Below are 20,774 nucleotides of genomic sequence, written 5' to 3' on the forward strand. Positions count from 1 at the left end.
CTGGAAGGTGCAAGCCTTCCAAAAGAAGTGGCTCGGGGCCAACAAGTTTGCGGATCGGTCTGCAAACGCCTCGCGAGCACAAACAAAGGAGCATTCAAATGCCCAAAATGAAGACCAAGAGCAGCGCGAAAAAACGTTTCCGCGTTCGTCCCGGTGGCACCGTCAAGCGCGGTCAAGCCTTCAAGCGTCACATCTTGACCAAGAAGACCACCAAGAACAAGCGCCACCTGCGTGGTGCAGTGAATGTGCATGAGACCAACATGGGCTCGATCGCACAAATGCTGCCCAGCGCTGGCCTGTAATAACTGACGAACAAGGAGTACATACATGCCTCGCGTCAAACGTGGTGTAACGGCCCGTGCCCGTCACAAGAAAGTTCTCGCCCTTGCCAAGGGCTTCCGTGGTCGCCGCGGTAATGTCTTCCGCATCGCCAAACAGGCGGTGATGAAGGCTGGGCAATATGCCTACCGTGACCGCCGCACCAAGAAGCGCGTGTTCCGCCAGCTGTGGATCGCCCGTATCAACGCCGCTGCCCGTGAACTGGGCCTGACCTACAGCCAGTTCGCCAACGGCCTGAAGAAGGCATCCATCGAAATCGACCGCAAGATGCTGGCCGATCTCGCCGTGCACGACAAGGCTGCCTTTGGCAGCATCGTGGAGCAAGTCAAGGCCAAGCTGGCTGCTTGAGTTCACGATGAGTAGCTATCGTTCTGATAGCTGCTTGCGCAATAACAGCAAGGGCTAGGGCTTGAAAAGGCGCTAGCCCTTGTTCATTTTCACGGGTCGATAAAGAGCGACTTACGCAAACGGGCTTGGTTGATATGCCGGCCGTATGGAAACGCCGTTTGTGAATCCTGTTTGCGTAAGTCATGAAAGAGTCGGTATGAACGAGTTGGAATCCCTGGTCGAGAGCGCGACGCAGTTGTTCGCGCAAAGCGCCACCCCCGCAGATCTGGAAAACGCTAAGGCGCAGTTTCTGGGCAAGTCGGGCCGCGTGACCGAGCTCATGAAGGGCATGGCGCAGCTGTCCGTCGAGGAAAAGAAGTCCCGCGGCGCGGCCATCAATCTGGCCAAGCAGGCGATCGAGGCGGCTTTGACGGCGCGCCGCCAGGCCCTGGCCGACGCCGAGCTGCAGGCCCAGCTCAAGGCCGAGGCGCTGGACGTGAGCCTGCCGGGCCGCCAGCGCGGGCAGGGCGGGTTGCACCCCGTGTCGCTCACGCTCGAGCGCATCGAGGGCATCTTCGGCTCCATGGGGTTCGACGTGGCCCAGGGCCCCGAGATCGAGACCGACTGGTTCAACTTCACCGCACTGAACACGCCGGAGGACCATCCCGCGCGTTCCATGCACGACACCTTCTACGTGGAGGGCGGCACCGCCACCGCCCCCAACCTGCTGCGCACGCACACCAGCCCCATGCAGGTCCGCCACGCGGTGCAGCACGTCAAGAAGCACCGCGCGCTGCTTGATGCGGGCCAACCCATGCCCGAGATCCGCGTGATCGCCCCGGGCCGCACGTACCGCGTGGACAGCGATGCCACGCACTCGCCCATGTTCCACCAGTGCGAAGGCCTGTGGATCGGCGAGAACGTGAGCTTCAAGGACCTGAAGGTCGTGTTCACCGACTTCTGCCGCACCTTCTTCGAAAGCGATGACCTGGTGCTGCGCTTCCGCCCGAGCTTCTTCCCCTTCACGGAGCCCAGCGCCGAGATCGACATCCAGTTCCAGACCGGCCCGCTGGCCGGACGCTGGCTGGAGGTGGCCGGCTCGGGCCAGGTGCACCCCAACGTGGTGCGCAACATGGGGCTGGACCCCGAGAAGTACATCGGCTTTGCCTTTGGCATGGGCCCCGACCGGCTGACCATGCTGCGCTATGGCGTGAACGACCTGCGCCTGTTCTTTGACGGCGACATCCGCTTCCTGTCGCAGTTCCAGTAAGCCAGCGAACCCACCCGAGCCCTTCAAAAAAGTGAGCTGCCAGCGCTTGATTTCATTGGTTTTCAATGTGATTTCGCATTCAAGTTGAACACTGACAAGCGCAAGCAGCTATCTTTTCAAGAGCAAGTGCCAAGAGCCTAAAGCCAAGAGTTTCTACACCATGCAATTCCCCGAGTCCTGGTTGCGCGAGTTCTGCAACCCCCCGCTGAGCACCCAAGCGCTGGCCGACACCCTCACCATGGCCGGTCTGGAGGTCGAAGAGCTGCGCCCCGTGGCGCCGCCCTTCACGAAGATCGTCGTGGGCGAAATCAAAGAGGCCGTGCAACACCCCGACGCCGACCGCCTGCGCGTGTGCCAGGTGGATGTGGGGCAGGGCGCCCTGCTCAACATCGTGTGCGGCGCGCCCAATGCCCGCGTGGGCATCAAGGTGCCGTGCGCCCTGGTGGGCGCGGAGCTGCCGCCGGGCGATGACGGCAAGCCCTTCCTCATCAAGGTGGGCAAGCTGCGTGGCGTGGAAAGCCAGGGCATGCTGTGCTCGGCGCGCGAGCTCAAGCTGTCCGAAGACCACGGCGGCCTGCTGGAGCTGGATGCCGCGGCGCCCGTGGGGCAGGACATCCGCAGCTACCTCAACCTCGACGACACGCTGTTCACGCTCAAGCTCACGCCCAACCTGGCGCACTGCCTGAGCGTCTACGGCATCGCGCGCGAGCTGGCTGCGCTGACCGGCGCACCGCTGAAGCAGCCGTCGTTCCCGGCCGTGCAGCCCACGCTGAACGACAAGCTGCCCGTCAAGATCAGCGCGCCCGATTTGTGCGGCCGCTTCTCGGGCCGCATCGTGCGCAACGTGAACACGCGCGCCGCCACGCCGCAGTGGATGCTGGACCGCCTGGCCCGTTGCGGCCAGCGCGGCGTGTCGCCGCTGGTGGACATCTCCAACTACGTGATGTTCGAACTGGGCCGGCCTTCGCACATCTTCGATCTGGACAAGATCCACGGGGGCCTGGACGTGCGCTGGGGCCAGCCGGGCGAGCAGCTCAAGCTGCTCAACGGCAACACCATCACGGTGGACGAGAAGGTGGGCGTTATTGCCGACGACAGCCAGGTCGAATCGCTCGCCGGCATCATGGGCGGCGACGCCACGGCCGTGTCGGACGACACGAAGCACATCTACATCGAAGCCGCCTTCTGGTGGCCCAAGGCGGTGGCGGGGCGCTCGCGCCGCTTCAACTTCTCCACCGACGCCGGCCACCGCTTTGAGCGCGGCGTGGACCCGAGCCTCACGGTGGAGCACATCGACCGCATCACGCAGCTCGTCATCGACATCTGCGGCACGCCCGAGACCGCCTGCGGCCCCATGGACGACCAGCAGGTGAACCTGCCCAAGCCCCAGCCCGTCACGCTGCGCGTGGCGCGCGCCGCCAAGGTCATCGGCATGCCGCTCACGCAGGCGCAGTGCGCCAATGCACTGCGCGGCCTGGGCCTGCCCGTGACGGAAGGCGAGGGCACGCTCACCGTCGCGCCGCCCTCGTACCGTTTCGACATCACCCTCGAAGAAGACCTGATCGAGGAAGTGGCGCGCATGGTGGGCTACAACAACCTGCCCACCACGCCCCCGCTGGCGCCCATCACGCCCAAGCTGCCGCCCGAGGCCACGCGCAGCCCGTTCGCCGTGCGCCGCCAGCTGGCCGGCCTGGGCTACCAGGAAACCATCAACTTCAGCTTCGTGGAAGAGCGCTGGGAGCATGAGCTGGCGGCCAACCCCACGCCCATCAAGCTGCTCAACCCCATCGCCAGCCAGATGGGCGTGATGCGCTCCACGCTGCTGGGCTCGCTGCTGCAAGTGCTCAAGTTCAACCTCGACCGCAAGGCCGAGCGCGTGCGCGTGTTCGAACTGGGCCGCGTGTTCCTGCGCGACGCCAGCGTGCGCAATACCGACACCACCGTGGAAGGCTTCCACCAGCCCATGCGCGTGGCGGGCCTCGCCTACGGTGCGGCCGATACGCTGCAGTGGGGCCGCAAGGAGCAGGCCGTCGACTTCTTCGATGTGAAGGGCGACGTGGAAGCGCTGCTGGCGCCGCTGCGCGCCACCTTTGAAGCCGCTGCGCATCCCGCCATGCACCCGGGCCGCTGCGCACGCGTGCTCGTGGGCGGCCAAGCCATCGGCTTCGTGGGCGAGCTGCACCCGCAGTGGCGCCAGTCGTGGGACCTGCCCCAGGCGCCGGTGCTGTTCGAGCTGGAGCTCGACGCCGTGCTGCAGCGCGCCGTGCCGCAATTCCAGCCCGTGGCCAAGCACCAGGCGGTGGAGCGCGATGTGGCCGTGGTGGTGGCCGAGCGCGTCACGCATGCCGAGATCATGGCAGCCGTGCATGCCGCAGCCCCGCAGGGCATGCTGCGCTCGGCCGTGCTGTTCGACGTGTACCGCCCCAAGGCGCTGCGCCCGGGAGAGGCGGCACCCGCCGGCGGTCTGGCAGCGGGCGAGAAGAGCCTAGCCGTGCGCCTGACGCTCGGCCGCGGCGAAGCCACGTTGACCGAGGCCGAGATCGAGGCCGCCGTGCAAGCGGTGGTGGCCCGCCTGGCGCAGGACACCGGCGCACGGCTGCGGGTGTGACGATGATGTTGAAGGGGAGTGATGCAGTGATTGAATTTGCTGTCGAGAGCCTGGAAACCCCGGCGCTGACCAAGGCCCAGCTGGCCGATCTGCTGTTCGACCAGATCGGCCTGAACAAGCGCGAGTCCAAGGACATGATCGACGCATTCTTCGATCTGATTGCGCAGAGCCTGGTCGAGGGCAAGGACGTCAAACTGTCGGGCTTCGGCAACTTCCAGATTCGTACGAAGGCGCCGCGCCCGGGGCGCAATCCCCGCACCGGCGAGGCGATTCCCATCAAGGCCCGCCGCGTCGTGACGTTCCACGCCAGCACCAAGCTCAAGGAGCAGATCCAGACGTCCGGCACATTGTGAATTTTTGCCAATGTGTTGCCGAAATTTTGATGCGGGCTGGCGGCGCCGGCCCGTCTGCAGTACCCTCATCGGCTTTCTCCCTCTGGTCTGAACGCATCCTTCATGGGAAACGCACTTCCATCCATCCCTGCCAAGCGCTATTTCACGATCGGTGAAGTGGCCGAGCTGTGTGGCGTCAAGCCCCATGTGCTGCGCTATTGGGAGCAGGAGTTCACGCAACTGCGTCCCATGAAGCGCCGCGGCAACCGCCGCTACTACCAGCACCACGAAGTGCTCATGATCCGCCGCATCCGCGATCTGCTGTACGACCAGGGCTTCACCATCAACGGGGCCCGCAACCGCCTTCAGGAGCTGGCCCATGCGGCCCGCAACGATGCGGCGGCCGAGGAACTGGGGGATGCGCCTGAACTGCCCAGCATGCTGGTGGACGCAGCGCGCGACCTTTCCATTGATGCGCGCGGGGGCGTTGCGCTGGATTCCAACGCGGTGCGCAAAGAATTGTTTGAAATTCGTGCGCTACTTTCTCCCAGCTGAGATTTTTGTGTATATAATCTAAGTCTTGTCGGCGTGTAGCGCAGCCTGGTAGCGCACTTGCATGGGGTGCAAGGGGTCGCGAGTTCGAATCCCGCCACGCCGACCATTGATAGCAAGAGCCCAGAATCGAAAGATTCTGGGCTCTTTTGCTTTGGGCGGCCTTTCGACCGCCTGCCGTGCAGGGCCGGGGATGGCGAGGTGGCTGCCTTGGCGGATCAGCCCTTGGCCTGGGGCGCCGGCGTGCCGTCCGGAAAGCCCAGCGCCCGCAATTCCTCGTCGCTCAGGTGCAGCTCGGTCAGTTCGGGCTGGCGGGGCTCCACGGCACGCCGGCGTTCGTAGTTGCCTGGCGGCCCGGCCTCGGTCTGCCGGCGGTCCTTGCCACTGCGGCGGTCGTTGGTGGCTCTGCGTTCCAAGGTCATCTGCATCTCCTGCGCGAGGGGGGGCTGGTGGGGCCCGTGGGGTACGCCAAGCCGGGAAGGTCGGTATAGGCGGCAAGGGCGGCGTGGCGGAGGCGAAAGTCTGCCGCAGCCGTACAGGTTTGCAAACAAAAACCATGTCGCGCGGCGGTGCTGGGGGGCGGCCTTCTTGCGCCGGCGTTGCGCCGCCCTGTTTTGGGGAGCCTCCGCACCCCCTTGATGCGCGCGTGGCCGCTGCAGCCACCGCTGCCCGCGCAGACCGGTGTTCTGGGCCGCAACGCATGCGGCACGGATATTGCGATGCCTGTGCAGGTCCGCCGGTGAAGTTGCCGGCGGCCGAACGATACCTCCGCTAATGACGGCGGGACCCCGGTGCGGCGCGAGCGCGCGGCCGGGTTGTTCCAATCGACTCCGGGCCATCGCGGTGGGGGTGGTGCATGCAGCGCCTTGCCAGGGCGGGCATGTGGCGCGTCCTGCAATTGCGCTCCACGGCGGCCGGGTCCCCTGCAGGATCACAAGCATGAAAATCGTTCTGATCGGCCACGGCATGGTAGGCCACAAGTTCCTCGAAAGTCTGGCCGAAACCGGCATCACGGGCGCCGAGGTCACCGTGCTGTGCGAAGAGCCGCGCGCGGCGTATGACCGCGTGCACCTGTCCGAATTCTTCAGCGGCAAGACGGCGGATGCGTTGTCACTGGTGGAGCCGGGATTCTTCGAGCGCACCGGCTTCACGCTGCGCCTGGGCGCCCGGGCGGTGGCGGTGGACCGGCGCATCCGCACGGTCACCACGGCCGATGGCGAGGTGCTCAGCTACGACAGGCTGGTGCTGGCCACGGGCTCCAGCCCCTTCGTGCCGCAGGTGCCGGGGCGTGACCGCCCGCACTGCTTTGTCTACCGCACCATCGAAGACCTCGAAGCCATGCAGGCCTGCGGCGCCCGGTCCAAGACCGGCGTGGTGGTCGGTGGCGGCCTGCTGGGCCTGGAGTGCGCCAAGGCGCTGCGCGACATGGGGCTGGAAACCCATGTGGTGGAGTTTGCGCCCCGGTTGATGGCGGTGCAGGTGGACGAAGGCGGCGGGCGCGTGCTGCGCTCCCGGATCGAGGCGCTGGGCGTGCAGGTGCACACCAGCCGCAACACGCAGGAGATCACCGATGGCGCCCGCGCGCGCCACCGCATGGTGTTCGCCGACGGAACCTACCTGGAGACCGACATGATCGTCTTCTCCGCCGGCATCCGTCCGCGCGACGAGCTGGCCCGCCAGTGCGTGCTGGCCATCGGCCCGCGCGGCGGCGTGGCGATCGACAGTGCCTGCCGCACCAGCGACCACCACGTGTATGCCATCGGCGAGTGCGCGTCGTGGAACGAGCAGACCTTCGGCCTCGTGGCGCCGGGCTACGACATGGCCCGCGTCGCAGCGCGCCACATTGCGGGCGATGCCGACGCCGCTTTCGTCGGCGCGGACCTGAGCACCAAGCTCAAGCTCATGGGCGTGGATGTGGCCAGCATCGGCGACGCCCATGGCAAGACTCCGCACAGCCGTGCCTGCCAGTATGTGGACGAGCGCCGCCAGATCTACAAGAAGATTGTCATCAGCGAGGACGGCAAGCACCTGCTGGGCGCCGTGTTGATTGGCGACGCCGCCGAGTACGGCACGCTGCTGCAGATGGCGCTCAATGGCATCGCCTTGCCGGAAGACCCGGAGTTCCTGATCTTCCCGTCCAGCGATGGCAAGGCCCGGCCGGGCCTGGGGGCGGACGCGCTGCCGGACACCGCGCAGATCTGCTCGTGCAACAACGTCAGCAAGGCGGGCATCTGCGCAGCCGTGGGCGAGGGAGCGTGCTCCATCGCCGACATCAAGGCCTGCACCAAGGCGGGGGCCACCTGCGGGGGCTGCGTGCCGCTGGTCACCCAGGTGATGAAGGCCGAGATGGCGCGCCGCGGCATGGCCGTGAACAACCACGTCTGCGAGCACTTCGCCTATTCGCGCCAGGAGATCTACCACCTGGTGCGTGTGGGCAACATCCGCAGCTTTGAGGAGCTGCTGGCGCGGCACGGCAAGGGCCTGGGCTGCGACGTCTGCAAGCCGGTGGCGGCCAGCGTGTTTGCGTCTTGCTGGAACGAATTCGTGCTCAAGAAAGAGCTGGCCAGCCTGCAGGACAGCAATGACTACTACCTGGGCAACATCCAGAAGGACGGCACCTACTCGGTGGTGCCCCGCATGCCGGGCGGCGAAGTGACGCCCGATGGGCTGATTGCGGTGGGCCAGGTCGCCAAGAAGTACGGGCTGTACACCAAGGTCACGGGCGGCGCGCGCGTGGACCTGTTCGGCGCGCGGGTGGAGCAGCTGCCGCTGATCTGGGAGGAGCTGATTGCCGCCGGCTTCGAGTCGGGCCACGCCTATGGCAAGGCGCTGCGCACCGTCAAGAGCTGCGTGGGCTCCACCTGGTGCCGCTACGGGGTGGGCGACAGCGTGGGCCTGGCGGTGATGCTGGAGAACCGCTACAAGGGCTTGCGCGCGCCACACAAGATCAAGTTTGGCGTGTCGGGCTGCACGCGCGAGTGTGCCGAGGCCCAGGGCAAGGACATTGGCGTGATTGCCACCGAGAAAGGCTGGAATCTCTACATCTGCGGCAACGGCGGCATGAAGCCTCGCCACGCCGAGCTGTTCGCGTCCGACCTGACCCAGGAAGCACTGGTGCGCCTGATCGACCGGGTGCTGATGTTCTATGTGCGCACGGCGGACCGGCTGCAGCGCACCAGCAGTTGGCGCGAGAGCCTGGAAGGCGGGCTGGACTACCTGAAGGACGTGATCCTGAAGGACAGCCTGGGCCTGTGCGCGGAGCTGGAGGCGCAGATGCAGCAGGTGGTGGACACCTACCAGTGCGAGTGGAAGACCGCGGTGACCGACGCGGAAACGCGCAAGCGCTTCCGCTCGTTTGTGAACAGTGACCAGGCGGACGAGACCGTGGTGTTTGTGCCGGAGCGCGGCCAGATCCGGCCGGCCCGGGCCGATGAGCGGGCCACCCCGCAGCCCCAGACCGTTGTTCCCATTCGCCAAGCTGCTTGAAAGGATCTTTTGCCATGAGTGCACTTCCCATTCCCGCTTCTTCCTCAGCTCCCGCTGCGGCGGCGGACCCCTGGATCGACATCTGCGCCGTGGAGGACGTGGTGCCCAACACCGGCGTCTGCGCGCGGGTGGCTGGCGAGCATGTCGCCGTGTTTCGCGTGGGGGCCGGCGAGTTCTTCGCCATTGGCAATGTGGACCCCAAGTCCGGCGCCAGCGTGCTCTCGCGCGGGCTGCTGGGCAGCCTGGGCGACCGCCTGGTGGTGGCTTCGCCGCTCTACAAGAACCACTTCGACCTGCGCACCGGGGCCTGCCTGGAGCTGCCGGAGCTGTCGGTGCGCACGTACCCGGTGCGCACCGCAGACGGACGCGTGTGCGTGGCCGCCGGATGAGCCCTGACAAAATCGCTCTCGCGCCCGTCGCATCGCCGCATTTCCCGTGACTTCTTGTTCCCACCCTGCATGCCAGATTCCGCCCACCCGTTGACCGTATCCAGCCTGGTCCTGCGCTCCAAGCAACTGGAGATTGACGCAGTGCGCCACCTTGCCCAGCGGGCGGCGCTGGTGGATGTGATCGGGCAGCTCATCCAGGGCCTGCAGCGGGAGCGGGGGGCGTCGGGCGCCTACCTGGCTTCGCGGGCCCAGCGCTTTGCCGACATGCGTCTGCGCACTGTCGAGGAAGTGCGTCCGTTGGAGGCGCGCTTGCGCGACGTCTTTGCGCAGCACGCAGAGGCGGCCCAGGGCGCTACGGCCAAGACCTTGTCGCTGATGGCCTGGGCGCTGCTGGGGGTGGAGTCGCTGGCCGCACTGCGGTCCCAGATCGAGCGCCAGGCCATGACGGCGCATGACACGGTGGCCGCCTACAGCCACCTGATTGCCGGACTGGTGGAACTGGTCTTTCACGTGGCCGATGCGGCAGGGCTGCCCAGCGTGTCGCGGCTGCTGGTGGCTCTGCTGCACCTGGTACAGGCGCAGGAGGAAGCCGGCCAGGAGCGGGCGCTGGGGGCCATCCTGTACGCGTCAGGGCGCAGCAATGAGGCCCACCAGCAGCGCGTTCTCCATCTGATGGATGCGCAGGAGCGGAGCCTCAAGGTGTTTGCCGAGTTTGCAGAGCCCGCGCTGCGCGACCAGTGGGAACGCCTGCAGCTGGTGCCTGGGGTGGCGCAGCTGGAGCGCTTGCGGCGCACCCTGTGCACGGCCCGGCCCGGCGCCGCGCTGGACAGCGACCTGAGCGACACCTGGTTCGATGTCTGCACTGAACGCATCAACGCGCTGTGGCATCTGCAGGTCGGGCTGGTGCAGCGCCTGCGCGAGGATTGCGAAGCCCGCATCCGGGAGGCCCAGCAGGATCTGCAGGATTCGCGCGGCCTGCTGCGCGGGCTGCGCGACAACCCGCCCCAGCGGGCCCATGCCGTGGACCGCTTCTTTGACATGGCGCGTGCGCCCGCCGAGCTGTCCACCCCGGCCGGCAGCCCGCACGCGGGGGAACCATCCTCGCTGGTCGAGCTGCTGCAAGGGCAGGCGGCCCGCATGGCCGGCATGGAGGCCGAGCTGGAGGCTGCGCGACGGGCGCTCAACGAGCGCAAGGTCATCGAGCGCGCCAAAGGCGTGCTGATGGCGCGGCTGGGGCTGAACGAAGAAGCGGCCTTCCGGGTGCTGCAGAAAACGTCCATGGACCAGAACCGCCGCCTTCTGGAGGTGGCGGAAGCCACGCTCTCGCTGCCCGACCTGGCCTTTGCCGCGCGAAGCCCGCAGGGCAACACGCCGCCGGCTTCCTGACCCGGCGGCCGGCGGAAAGGGCGTCGCCATCCTGGCGCCCTGAGGCATTCCAACGCACCGGCCCAACTTGGTGCCCCGGGGCTGGGCTTTCGCTACGTTTCAGGCGAGAGGCCTGGGCCGACGCACCGCAACGGTGCCAGGGGCTGCCTGCGGTAGCCAAATCCGGCGGTACGGAATTTGCTGGATGGCTGCTACTCCGGGCTAAAGGCGGCTCGGTGCCTCCTGCCGGTCGCGCTGTTTGAGCGCACCCGGTGTCGGAAGCGCGCATCCACGGATAACGGCGTCCCTTGTGCAGCCCCGCTTTGGCGGGCTGCATGTGGACGCCGTTTTCATTTTCGCCGCGCTTCTTTCTGCCCGCGGGCAGGAAGGGCCACAGCTTCCCACCCGTACCCCGAGGAAAAATCCCATGGCCTATCTCGCTCCTGCGGAGTTCGTGACCAAGATGGTCGACTCCGGCGAATCCAAACTGCTCATGTCCACGCGCGACACGCTGATCCGCGCCTTCATGGCCGGAGCCATCCTGGCCCTGGCGGCGGCCTTTGCCGTGACGGTGACCGTCAACACCGGCAATCCGCTGGTGGGCGCCATGCTGTTCCCGGTCGGATTCATCATGCTGTACCTGCTGGGGTTCGACCTGTTGACGGGCGTCTTTACCTTGGCGCCGCTGGCCGTGTTCGACAGGCGCCCGGGAGCCACCTGGGGTGGCGTGGCGCGCAACTGGGGGCTGGTGTTTGTCGGCAACTTTGCAGGGGCGCTGACGGTGGCCGTGTTCATGGCCATCATCTTCACCTTCGGCTTCAGCGAGGCGCCCAACGCCATCGGCGAGAAGCTCGGGCACATCGGCGAAGGGCGCACGGTCGGCTATGCGGCCCACGGCGCCGCCGGCATGCTCACCCTGTTTATCCGCGGCGTGATGTGCAACTGGATGGTGTCCACGGGCGTGGTGGCGGCCATGATGTCCACGTCGGTGTCGGGCAAGGCCATCGGCATGTGGATGCCGGTGATGGTGTTCTTCTACATGGGCTTCGAGCACTCCATCGTGAACATGTTCCTGTTCCCCACGGGGCTCATGCTGGGCGGCAAGTTCACGCTGATGGACTACCTGATCTGGAACGAAATCCCCACGGTGCTGGGCAACCTGGTGGGCGGCCTGACGTTCGTGGGGGCCACGCTGTACTCCACGCACTACAAGACGGCGCCCAAGCGCACCGTTGCCTGAGCCGCGCCCCGGGATGGCTTCCATGCCCCAACGGCTGAGCGTCTCGCTGGGCCAGTGCTCGCGCGCCGGCCGCAAGGGCATCAACCAGGACTTTCATGGCGCGCTGCTCCCGCGTGAGCCGCTGCTGGGCACCAAGGGCATCGTGGTGGCGCTGGCGGACGGCATCGGCTCCAGCCCGGTAAGCCAGGAGGCGAGCGCTGCCTCGGTGCGCAGCTTTCTGGACGACTACTACGCCACCTCCGACGCCTGGTCGGTGCGCCGCAGCGCGCAGCGCGTGCTGAGCGCCACCAATGCCTGGCTGCATGCGCAGACGCTGCGCAGCCATGCGCGCTTTGACAAGGACCGCGGGTATGTCTGCACCTTCAGCGCGCTGGTCCTGCGGGGCCGCGAGGTGCACGTGCTGCATGTGGGCGACGCCCGCATCTACCGTGTGCACGCCCGTGCCCTGGAGCAGTTGACCAAGGACCACCGCGTCCACCTGTCTGCCGAAACGTCGTTCCTGGGCCGTGCGCTGGGCGCCAGCGCCCATGTCGAGATCGACTATGCCTGCCTGGAGGCAGAGCCGGGCGCCCTCTACCTGCTGGCGACCGACGGCGCGTACGCTCACCTGGATGTGGACGCGGTGAACGGCGCCTTGGCCCGCTTCCCTGGCGATCTGGAGGCCGCCGCATGCGCCCTGGTCGATGCCGCCGAAGCGCGGGGTGCAGAGGACGACATGACGGTGCAACTGGTGCGCATCGACACCTTGCCGCCAGCCGGGGCGGACCCACTCCCCCAACTGCGCAAGGGGCTGGCGCTGCCGCCGCCGCTGGCCCCCCGCATGCAGTTCGAGGGCTACACCGTGGTCCGCGAACTGCATGCCAGCGCGCGCAGCCACGTGCACCTGGCGATCGATGACGCGACAGGGCTGCCAGTGGCGCTGAAGACGCCCGCGGCCGCCATGGCGGGCGATGCCGACCACCTGGACAGGTTCCTGCTGGAGGAGTGGGTGGCCCGGCGCGTGAACAGCCCGCACGTGCTGCGCGCCCACGCCAGCGAGCGGCCGCGCCAGCACGTGTTCGGGGCGATGGAGTATGTGGAGGGGCAGACGCTCGCGCAGTGGATGGTGGACCATCCACGGCCGAGCCTGGACGTGGTGCGCGGTATCGTGGGGCAGGTGGCCAAGGGGCTGCAGGCGTTTCACCACAAGGAGATGTTCCACCAGGACCTGCGTCCCGACAACGTGATGGTGGACCGCGCGGGCACGGTGCGCATCATCGACTTCGGTTCCACCATGGTGGCCGGGCTGGCCCCGGCAGTGCAGGGCAGCGAGCGCACCGATCCCATCACCGGCACCTTGCAGTACACCGCGCCCGAGCGGTTCCTGGGCCAGGCCGCCACGCCGCAGGCGGATCTGTTTGCCCTGGCCGTGCTGGCATACCAGATGCTGACGGCCCGGCTGCCGTACGGCCTCCAGGTCACGCAACTGCGCAGCGCCACGGACCTCAAGCGCCTGCGGTACGTGCCCGTGCGCCATGTAAGGCCCGACCTGCCGGACTGGCTGGACGCGGTGCTGGAAAAGGCGCTGCACCCCAACCCGTGGCGGCGGCAGGAAGCGGTCTCGGAGTTCATGCACGACCTGCACGCGCCGGGAGCGCATTTGCTGCGCACGCGCACCGTCCCGCTGGCTGAACGCGATCCGGTGGTGTTCTGGCAGGCGATTGCCGTGTTGCTGGGCCTTGCGGTGCTGGTGCTCTTGGGTCTGCGTGCCTATGGACACTGACCGGCATTGGGGCTTTGCAGTCTGAGACCCAGGAGGCGGCGGGCGAGATCTCTGGCGCGCAATGAAAAAAGCCCTGACTCTTGCGAATCAGGGCTTTTCATTTGGTGCCGGAGAGATGAATCGAACACCCGACCTTCTCATTACGAATGAGCTGCTCTACCGACTGAGCTACACCGGCGTAAGCCTCAAATTATAGCGCGGAATGGTAGGCTGTCACGCGTTCCACTTCATTTTTTGATCCCAGGATGACGCTGACGCGTTCGTGCAACTGCGCGGGCTGGATTTCCAGGATGCGCTGGCGGCCGTTGGTGGCGGCGCCGCCGGCCTGCTCCACCAGCCAGCCCATGGGGTTGGCTTCGTACATCAGGCGCAGCTTGCCGGGCTTGCCGGGTTCGCGCTTGTCCCAGGGGTACATGAAGATGCCGCCGCGTGTCAGGATGCGGTGCACGTCGGCCACCATGCTGGCGATCCAGCGCATGTTGAAGTCCTTGCCGCGGGGGCCGTCCTTGCCCTGCAGGCACTCGTCGATGTAGCGCTTCACGGGGGCGTCCCAGTGGCGCATGTTGCTCATGTTGATGGCGAATTCCTTGGTGTCCTCGGGAATGCGCACGTTTTCATCGGTGAGCACGAACGAGCCTTGCTCGCGGTCGAGCGTGAACATCGCCACGCCGTCTCCCACGGTCAGCACCAGCGTGGTCTGCGGGCCGTAGATGCAATAGCCGGCGGCCACTTGCTGGGTGCCGGGCTGCAGGAAGTCGGCTTCCTCCACGCCCCGGTCGCCCTCGGGCTTCTTGAGCACGCTGAAGATGGTGCCGATGCTCACGTTGACGTCGATGTTGCTGGAGCCGTCCAGGGGATCGAACAGCAGCAGGTATTCGCCCTGGGGGTAGCGGTTGGGCACGAGGTAGATGCCGTCCATCTCCTCGGACGCCATGGCCGCCAGGTGGCCGCCCCATTCGTTGGCCTCGATGAGCACCTCGTTGGCGATGATGTCCAGCTTCTTCTGGATCTCGCCCTGCACGTTCTCGCTGCCGGCGGCGCCCAGCACGCCGCCCAGCGCGCCTTTGTTCACGGCGTGGCTGATGCTCTTGCAGGCCCGCGCCACCACTTCGAGCAGCAGGCGCAGTTGGGAGGGGATGAGGCCATCGACCCGTTGTTGTTCAACAAGGTAGCGGGTCAGGCTGATGCGCTTGGTCATGAAACGGTCTCTTTCTCAAAATCAATCGGTCGGCCCGTCAGTCGGCCAGCGCGCGGGTTACCACCTCGCGCACGTCGTTGGACAGGTCGGGCTTGGCCGCGACACGGGCAATGGCCTCCCGCGCGGCGTTGCGCCACGGTTCGGCCAGCTTCTTCCAGCGGTCCAGCGCGCGGGCCAGCCGGGCTGCCACCTGCGGGTTGATGGCGTCGAGTTCGAGCACGCGGTCGCTCCAGAACACATAGCCCGCCGCGTCGGCGCGGTGGTAGGCGCCGGGGTTGGCGCTGCAGTAGCTGAAGATCACGCTGCGCGCGCGGTTGGGGTTCTTGAGGCTGAAGTCCGGGTGCTGCATCAGCTGGCGCACGGCGGGCAGCACGTTGCCGCCGCGGTCGGGTGCGCCGGCCTGCAGCGCGAACCACTTGTCGATGACCAGGGGCTCGTCCTTGAACAGTGCGTGGAAGCGTGCCAGCGCGGGGGCCGCCAGCTCGCTGCCGCTGACCACCAGCGCCGTGAGCGCATTGAACCGGTCCGTCATGTTGCCGGCCGTCTTGAAGCGCTGGTAGGCCTTGCCTGGCCAGACGGGGTCGCCGCTGTGCTGGGCGGCAATGCACAGCATCTGCAGCGCCAGGCCGCTCAGGGCGCGGCGCCCTGCGGAAACGGGGTCGGGCCGGTAGCCGCCCGTGTCCTGGTTCTGCTCCCACACCCATTCCCAGTCGGGCTGCAGGCCCAGGGCCAGCTCGTTGCGCATGGCTTCGCGCACGGCATGGATGCGCTGCGGGTCCACCACCTCCAGCTGCTCGGCGATGTAGGTCTCGGAAGGCAGCGTCAGCACCAGCTCCTTGAACGCGGCGTCCAGGGCCGGGTGGCGCAGCACCGAGCGCATGGCCTGCAGGAAGGCCTCGGGCAGGATTTTTGTGCCAGACTGGGCTCCAGCGCTTGCTGGGTCTGCGCCAGCAGCTATCGCATTGATAGCGGTGCGCAGGGCCAGGCGCTGCCCGGCTTCCCAGCGGTTGAAGGCGTCCGTGTCGTGCGCGAGCAGGGTGAGCAGCTGCGCATCGGTGTATTCGATGTCCAGCACCACCGGGGCGCTGAAGCCGCGCAGCAGCGACGGCACGGGCTCCGCGTCCAGGCCCGTGAAGGTGAGGGTCTGCGACGCCTGCGTGAGCACGACCACGCGCGAGGTGGCGGCCGCTTCGTCGGCGGCGCCTTCGCCCGCCAGGTGCAGGGGCAGGGCGGCGCCCGTGGCCGCGTCCACCAGGCCCAGTTCCACCGGGATCACGAACGGCAGCTTCTCGCTTTGGCCCGGCGTGGACGGGCAGCTTTGCGACAGCGTGAGCGCATAGCAGCGCGTGGCCGCGTCGTACACGCCCGTGGCGCGCACGCGGGGCGTGCCGGCCTGGCTGTACCAGCGCTTGAACTGCGGCAGGTGCTGTGCCAGGGGGCTCGCGGGGTTGGCATCCGCAATGGCCTGCACGAAGTCGTCACAGGTCACGGCCTGGCCGTCGTGGCGCTCGAAGTACAGCTTCATGCCCTTGGCGAAGCCGTCGCGGCCCACCAGGTTGTGCTGCATGCGCACCACTTCCGCACCCTTTTCGTAGATGGTGACGGTGTAGAAATTGTTGATCTCGACATAGCTGTCGGGCCGCACCGGGTGGGCCATGGGGCCGGCGTCTTCCGGGAACTGGGCGGTGCGCAGTACGCGCACGTCCTCGATGCGCTTGACCGCGCGGGCCGACGGGCTGCCCGCAAGGTCCATGCTGAACTCCTGGTCGCGGAAGACGGTGAGGCCTTCCTTCAGGCTCAGCTGGAACCAGTCGCGGCAGGTGACGCGGTTGCCCGTCCAGTTGTGGAAGTACTCGTGGCCCACCACGCTTTCAATGTTGGCGAAGTCGGTGTCGGTGGCCGTGGCTTCGCTGGCCAGCACGTACTTCGTGTTGAAGATGTTCAGGCCCTTGTTCTCCATGGCGCCCATGTTGAAGTCGCTGGTGGCGACGATCATGAAGCGTTCCAGGTCCAGCGGCAGGCCGAAGCGGGCCTCGTCCCACGCCACGCTGTACATCAGCGAGTTCATGGCGTGCTCGGTCTTGCCCAGGTCGCCGGGGCGCACGTAGACCTGCAGCAGGTGATTGGCGCCCGAGCGGCTCTTGATGAGCTGCTCGCGCGCCACCAGCTTGCCCGCCACCAGGGCGAACAGGTAGCAGGGCTTCTTGTGCGGGTCCACCCACTTGGCGAAGTGGCGCGCGCCGTTCGGGCCGTCTTCCAGCGGGCCGCTGTCCACCAGGTTGCCGTTGGAGAGCAGCACGGGGTACTGCGCCTTGTCGGCGCGCAGCGTGACGGTGTAGCTGGCCATCACGTCCGGGCGGTCCAGGAAGTAGGTGATGCGCCGGAAGCCCTCGGCCTCGCACTGCGTGAAGAAGGTGCCCTGGCTCACGTACAGGCCCATGAGCTGCGTGTTCTTGGCCGGGCAGCAGGTGGTGAAGATCTCGAGCGCGAAGGGCTCGGTGCCCTCGGGCAGGTTCTCCAGCACCAGGCGCTGGCCTTCCATCTTGAACGAGGTGCCCTGGCCGTTGACCAGCACGCGGGCCAGGTTCAGTTCGTCGCCGTCGAGCTTGAGCGGCTGTGCGGCCACGCCCGGGTTGCGGCGCAGCACCATGCGGTTGAGCACGCGGGTCTTGGCCGGGTCCAGATCGAAGGTCAGCTCGACGCTGTCGATCCAGTAGGCGGGTGCGGTGTAGTCCTCGCGGTGGACGGCCGCAGGCTGGGCTGTTCCGTCTCCGCTTCCATCCGCTTTATGCAGTTGCAACATGAATGCTCTCCAGAAAGTCCGTGTTCATGAGTTCGGTGTAGTCGCGCACCGCGGCCACCACGTGCGGCCCGCCCAGTTGCTCGGGCGTGTGAGTGGTGCAGATGGCCACGGCGCGCATGCCGGCGCGGCGCGCGGCCTCGATGCCGAAAGGGGCGTCTTCAAAGACGATGCAGTGCGCCGGGTCGGCCGCGATGCGGCGCGCGGCTTCCAGAAAGATGGCGGGCTGGGGCTTGCCGGGCAGGCCCTCGTCGCCGCGCACGATGGCCAGTGGCGCCGGCGTGAGGCCCAGGTGGCCCAGCGCGAACTCCACATTGCCGATGTCGCCCGCGGTGCCCACGGCTACCTTCAGCCCGCGCGAGTGCACCTGCGCCGCGAACTGGCGAAACCCCGCCACTTCGGCGAAGCGGGGGGCGAAGAGCTCGCGGTAGATGGTTTCCTTCTCGTGGGTCAGCGCGTCGGCCTCGTCCTGCGACACGGCGCGGCCCAGCAGCTCCACGATGCACTCGGTGCCGTTCTTGCCCGTGGTGCGCGCCATGAGGTCGGGCACGTCGATGTCCATGCCATGGCGGCGGGCAAACTCGACCCATGCCCGGGCGTGCCAGGGCATGGAGTCGATCATGGTGCCATCCATGTCAAAGATGATGGCGTCGGTGCGGGCCCTCATCGGTCACACGCCCTGCTTGAGCGAGGCTTCGATGAACACGTCCAGATCGCCGTCCAGCACCTTTTGCGTGGCCGAGACTTCGACGTTGGTGCGCAGGTCCTTGATACGGCTGTTGTCCAGAACGTACGAGCGGATCTGGTGGCCCCAGCCCACGTCGGTCTTGGTGTCTTCCAGCTTTTGCTGCTCTTCCTGGCGCTTGCGCAGCTCGTAGTCGTACAGGCGGCTGCGCAGGCGCTGCCAGGCCACGTCGCGGTTGCTGTGCTGGCTGCGGCCGTCCTGGCACTGCACCACGATGCCCGTGGGGATGTGCGTGAGGCGCACGGCCGAGTCGGTCTTGTTGATGTGCTGGCCGCCCGCGCCGGAGGCGCGGAACGTGTCGGTGCGCACGTCCGCCGGGTTGATGTTGATCTCGATCGAATCGTCGATTTCGGGGTACACGAACAGCGATGCAAACGAGGTGTGGCGCCCGCCCGAGCTGTCGAACGGGCTCTTGCGCACCAGGCGGTGCACGCCGGTCTCGGTGCGCAGCAGGCCGTAGGCGTATTCGCCCTCGATCTTGATCGTGGCGCTCTTGATGCCGGCCACGTCGCCCGGGGTTTCATCCTCGACCGTGGCCTTGAAGCCCTTGCGTTCGGCGTACTTGAGGTACTGGCGCAGCAGCATGCCGGCCCAGTCGCAGGCCTCGGTGCCGCCCGCGCCGGCCTGGATGTCCACAAAGCAGTTCAGCGGATCGGCCTCGTTGCTGAACATGCGGCGGAACTCCAGCTCCTCGATGAGCGGGCGCAGCTTGGCGGTCTCGGCCTCGATGGTCATGAGGCCGGCCTCGTCGCCTTCCTCCTTGCTCATCTCGTACAGCTCGGCGTTGTCGGCCAGCTCGCGCGTCAGCTTGTCCAGCGTGACGACCACGCTGGAGAGCGACTTTTGTTCCTTGCCCAGCTCCTGGGCCTTCTTCGGATCGTTCCAGACCGCAGGGTCTTCCAGCGATGCGTTTACCGTGCGCAGGCGTTCGAATTTGGCATCGAAGTCAAAGATACCTCCGTAGCTCTTGCGTGCGCTGAGCGAGGTCTTCGAGGGTGGTGCCGATGAGGTTGATGTGTTCTGCGTCCATGGTGTTCTGTCCTGCGTGTTCTATGAAGTAACCCGCGATTTTCTCATGGGATGCAAAACCGTCCCGCCAATGCCCCCAAGGGGGCGGTCTGGCACGGCTGCGCCGGCGGGGTGAGGCTCAATTGCTATAAATTACATAGCTGCTGGCGCTTTCTGCATAAGCGCGGGAGCCGATTTTTGCTTCAAATCCTCTGTGGCCCGGCGTTCAGCCCGCCAGAAACTCCTCGATCAGATTCGCCACCTGAGCGGGCTGGTCGTGGTGCAGCATGTGGCCCGCGTCCTGGACCACGGCAATGCGGGCCTGGGGCACGCGGGTCAGGCGCTCGTGGTATTCCTCCAGGCGGTACTTGCCTTTCCACCACTGGCCCAGGCTGTCGTCGCTGGCTTCCACGGCCAGCACGGGGGCCGTGATGCGCTCGTACAGCGCCAGCGCCTCGTCCAGGCGGTAGAGCTGTGCGCTGGTGATCTTGTGGGCCGGGTCGCCCAGGATTTCCCACTGGCCCTGGGCATTGGCCTGCGCCCAGTGGCCCGCCAGCCACTCGGCCTTGTCCTGCGTCAGGCGGCGGTTGGTCTTCACCAGGCGCTGGGCCACGCCGGCCTGGCTGTCGTAGGTCTTGAGCGCCATCTCGCCGCGGTGCAGCTGCTTGATCTCGTCGATCCACTGGGCGTACCGCCCGGGGGCCTGCGCGGGGCGCGTGGCGGGCAGGCCGAAGCCTTCCAGGTTGACCAGGCGGCGGATGCGCTCGGGCCGCACGCCGGCGTACATCATGGCGATGTTGCCGCCCATGCTGTGGCCCACCAGGTCCACCGCCTCGCCGGGCGCGCAGTAGTGGTCCAGCAGCAGGTCCAGGTCGGCCAGGTAATCGGCAAAGAAGTAATGGTCGGCCTCGGTGCGGGAGGTGAGGCCAAAGCCGCGCCAGTCGGGCGCGATGATGCGCCGCTCCTGCTGCAGAGCGTCCACCGTGAACTGGTAGGACGCGCTCACGTCCATCCAGCCGTGCAGCAGCACCAGCGTGGGCAGCGGGCTGTGCTCCGGGCCCCAGTGGCGGACGTGGTAGTTCAGGCGGCGCAGGGGCAGCATGCTGCTGCGGGAGGGTTTGAGGGGCGTGTACATGGGTAGCGCGGGGGGCGGCGAAAGGGGGCGGTGCCGCAGTCCTGGGCGGCTGGAGGGTGTGGAATGGTAAGGCGGCAGCCGCCGATCGGCAGCGGTGCTGTGTCGCCAGGGTGTCGGCCCGGTGCGTCGCCAGGCAGCGGGGCTCTTCCGGCACGGGGCAAGGCCAGCAGGATGCAGGGAAATCCATTATTCTGCGCAGTCTCTTTTTCGCTTGTAGC

General features: G+C 66.9%; 17 protein-coding genes and 2 tRNA genes. 12 read left to right on the forward strand and 7 right to left on the reverse strand.

Features of this window, described 5'->3' with window-relative positions:
* Window positions 1-98: 98 nt before the first annotated feature.
* The 7 genes from rpmI (at window position 99) to ACOYR3_RS10865 (ending at window position 5,537) form a co-directional block, all read left to right on the forward strand.
* Entirely contained in the window at window positions 99-302 is a 204-nt protein-coding gene (rpmI, locus tag ACOYR3_RS10835; RefSeq protein WP_005795135.1) for a 50S ribosomal protein L35, read from the forward strand.
* Between the two features lie 25 nt (window positions 303-327).
* Window positions 328-687, forward strand: coding sequence for a 50S ribosomal protein L20 (gene rplT / locus ACOYR3_RS10840; protein ID WP_005795139.1), 360 nt, complete (start codon window positions 328-330; stop codon window positions 685-687).
* A 196-nt stretch (window positions 688-883) separates the two neighbouring features.
* Window positions 884-1,936: a phenylalanine--tRNA ligase subunit alpha gene (gene pheS / locus ACOYR3_RS10845; RefSeq protein ID WP_422846428.1), complete on the forward strand. Its 1,053-nt coding sequence runs from the start codon at window positions 884-886 to the stop codon at window positions 1,934-1,936.
* 160 nt (window positions 1,937-2,096) lie between these two features.
* Window positions 2,097-4,544, forward strand: coding sequence for a phenylalanine--tRNA ligase subunit beta (pheT, locus tag ACOYR3_RS10850; protein ID WP_422846429.1), 2,448 nt, complete (start codon window positions 2,097-2,099; stop codon window positions 4,542-4,544).
* A gap of 2 nt (window positions 4,545-4,546) precedes the next feature.
* Window positions 4,547-4,897 (forward strand): integration host factor subunit alpha, encoded by a 351-nt coding sequence (locus ACOYR3_RS10855; RefSeq protein WP_422846572.1) that lies wholly within the window; start codon window positions 4,547-4,549, stop codon window positions 4,895-4,897.
* Window positions 4,898-4,999: 102 nt separating this feature from the next.
* On the forward strand, window positions 5,000-5,431 hold the full coding sequence (locus ACOYR3_RS10860) for a MerR family transcriptional regulator (protein WP_422846430.1): 432 nt from the start codon (window positions 5,000-5,002) through the stop codon (window positions 5,429-5,431).
* A 29-nt stretch (window positions 5,432-5,460) separates the two neighbouring features.
* A tRNA-Pro gene (locus ACOYR3_RS10865) sits at window positions 5,461-5,537 on the forward strand.
* A 109-nt stretch (window positions 5,538-5,646) separates the two neighbouring features.
* Here the strand turns inward: ACOYR3_RS10865 and ACOYR3_RS10870 are convergent.
* Window positions 5,647-5,850, reverse strand: a complete 204-nt coding sequence (locus tag ACOYR3_RS10870; RefSeq protein ID WP_422846431.1) for a hypothetical protein — start codon at window positions 5,848-5,850, stop codon at window positions 5,647-5,649.
* Window positions 5,851-6,367: 517 nt separating this feature from the next.
* Here ACOYR3_RS10870 and nirB point away from each other — a divergent pair.
* The 5 genes from nirB to ACOYR3_RS10895 all read left to right on the forward strand — a co-directional run bounded on the left by nirB (window position 6,368) and on the right by ACOYR3_RS10895 (window position 13,670).
* The gene (gene nirB / locus ACOYR3_RS10875; protein WP_422846432.1) at window positions 6,368-8,914 is read left to right on the forward strand and encodes a nitrite reductase large subunit NirB; all 2,547 of its coding nucleotides are present in this window, start codon (window positions 6,368-6,370) and stop codon (window positions 8,912-8,914) included.
* A gap of 14 nt (window positions 8,915-8,928) precedes the next feature.
* Entirely contained in the window at window positions 8,929-9,303 is a 375-nt protein-coding gene (gene nirD, locus ACOYR3_RS10880; RefSeq protein ID WP_422846433.1) for a nitrite reductase small subunit NirD, read from the forward strand.
* Window positions 9,304-9,393: 90 nt separating this feature from the next.
* Complete coding sequence (locus tag ACOYR3_RS10885; protein ID WP_422846434.1) at window positions 9,394-10,689, forward strand: nitrate- and nitrite sensing domain-containing protein; 1,296 nt, start codon at window positions 9,394-9,396, stop codon at window positions 10,687-10,689.
* Window positions 10,690-11,095: 406 nt separating this feature from the next.
* Window positions 11,096-11,908 carry a formate/nitrite transporter family protein gene (locus ACOYR3_RS10890; protein WP_422846435.1) on the forward strand — a complete coding sequence of 271 codons (813 nt, stop codon included), beginning with the start codon at window positions 11,096-11,098 and terminating at the stop codon, window positions 11,906-11,908.
* A gap of 22 nt (window positions 11,909-11,930) precedes the next feature.
* The gene (locus tag ACOYR3_RS10895; RefSeq protein ID WP_422846436.1) at window positions 11,931-13,670 is read left to right on the forward strand and encodes a protein kinase domain-containing protein; all 1,740 of its coding nucleotides are present in this window, start codon (window positions 11,931-11,933) and stop codon (window positions 13,668-13,670) included.
* 102 nt (window positions 13,671-13,772) lie between these two features.
* On the opposite strand, the gene ACOYR3_RS10900 is transcribed toward ACOYR3_RS10895, so the two are convergent.
* From ACOYR3_RS10900 to ACOYR3_RS10925, 6 genes are all read right to left on the reverse strand, one after another.
* Window positions 13,773-13,848: transfer RNA gene (locus tag ACOYR3_RS10900), tRNA-Thr, on the reverse strand.
* A 12-nt stretch (window positions 13,849-13,860) separates the two neighbouring features.
* Window positions 13,861-14,868, reverse strand: a complete 1,008-nt coding sequence (locus tag ACOYR3_RS10905; protein WP_422846437.1) for a class 1 fructose-bisphosphatase — start codon at window positions 14,866-14,868, stop codon at window positions 13,861-13,863.
* Window positions 14,869-14,905: 37 nt separating this feature from the next.
* Window positions 14,906-17,671, reverse strand: coding sequence for an aminopeptidase N (gene pepN, locus ACOYR3_RS10910; protein WP_422846438.1), 2,766 nt, complete (start codon window positions 17,669-17,671; stop codon window positions 14,906-14,908).
* Window positions 17,655-18,335, reverse strand: coding sequence for an HAD family hydrolase (locus ACOYR3_RS10915; RefSeq protein ID WP_422846439.1), 681 nt, complete (start codon window positions 18,333-18,335; stop codon window positions 17,655-17,657). The genes pepN and ACOYR3_RS10915 overlap by 17 nt, the downstream gene beginning before the upstream one ends.
* A gap of 3 nt (window positions 18,336-18,338) precedes the next feature.
* Window positions 18,339-19,443, reverse strand: a protein-coding gene (prfB, locus tag ACOYR3_RS10920) for a peptide chain release factor 2 (RefSeq protein ID WP_291487692.1) whose coding sequence is annotated in 2 segments (ribosomal slippage) — window positions 18,339-19,361 and window positions 19,363-19,443 — 1,104 coding nt in all. Because the reading frame shifts where the segments join, the coding sequence is not laid out codon by codon here.
* 204 nt (window positions 19,444-19,647) lie between these two features.
* Window positions 19,648-20,556: an alpha/beta fold hydrolase gene (locus ACOYR3_RS10925; protein WP_422846440.1), complete on the reverse strand. Its 909-nt coding sequence runs from the start codon at window positions 20,554-20,556 to the stop codon at window positions 19,648-19,650.
* Window positions 20,557-20,774: the final 218 nt, after the last annotated feature.

The sequence above is a fragment of the Acidovorax sp. M2(2025) genome, assembly GCF_049330835.1.
GTDB lineage: Bacteria > Pseudomonadota > Gammaproteobacteria > Burkholderiales > Burkholderiaceae_C > Acidovorax.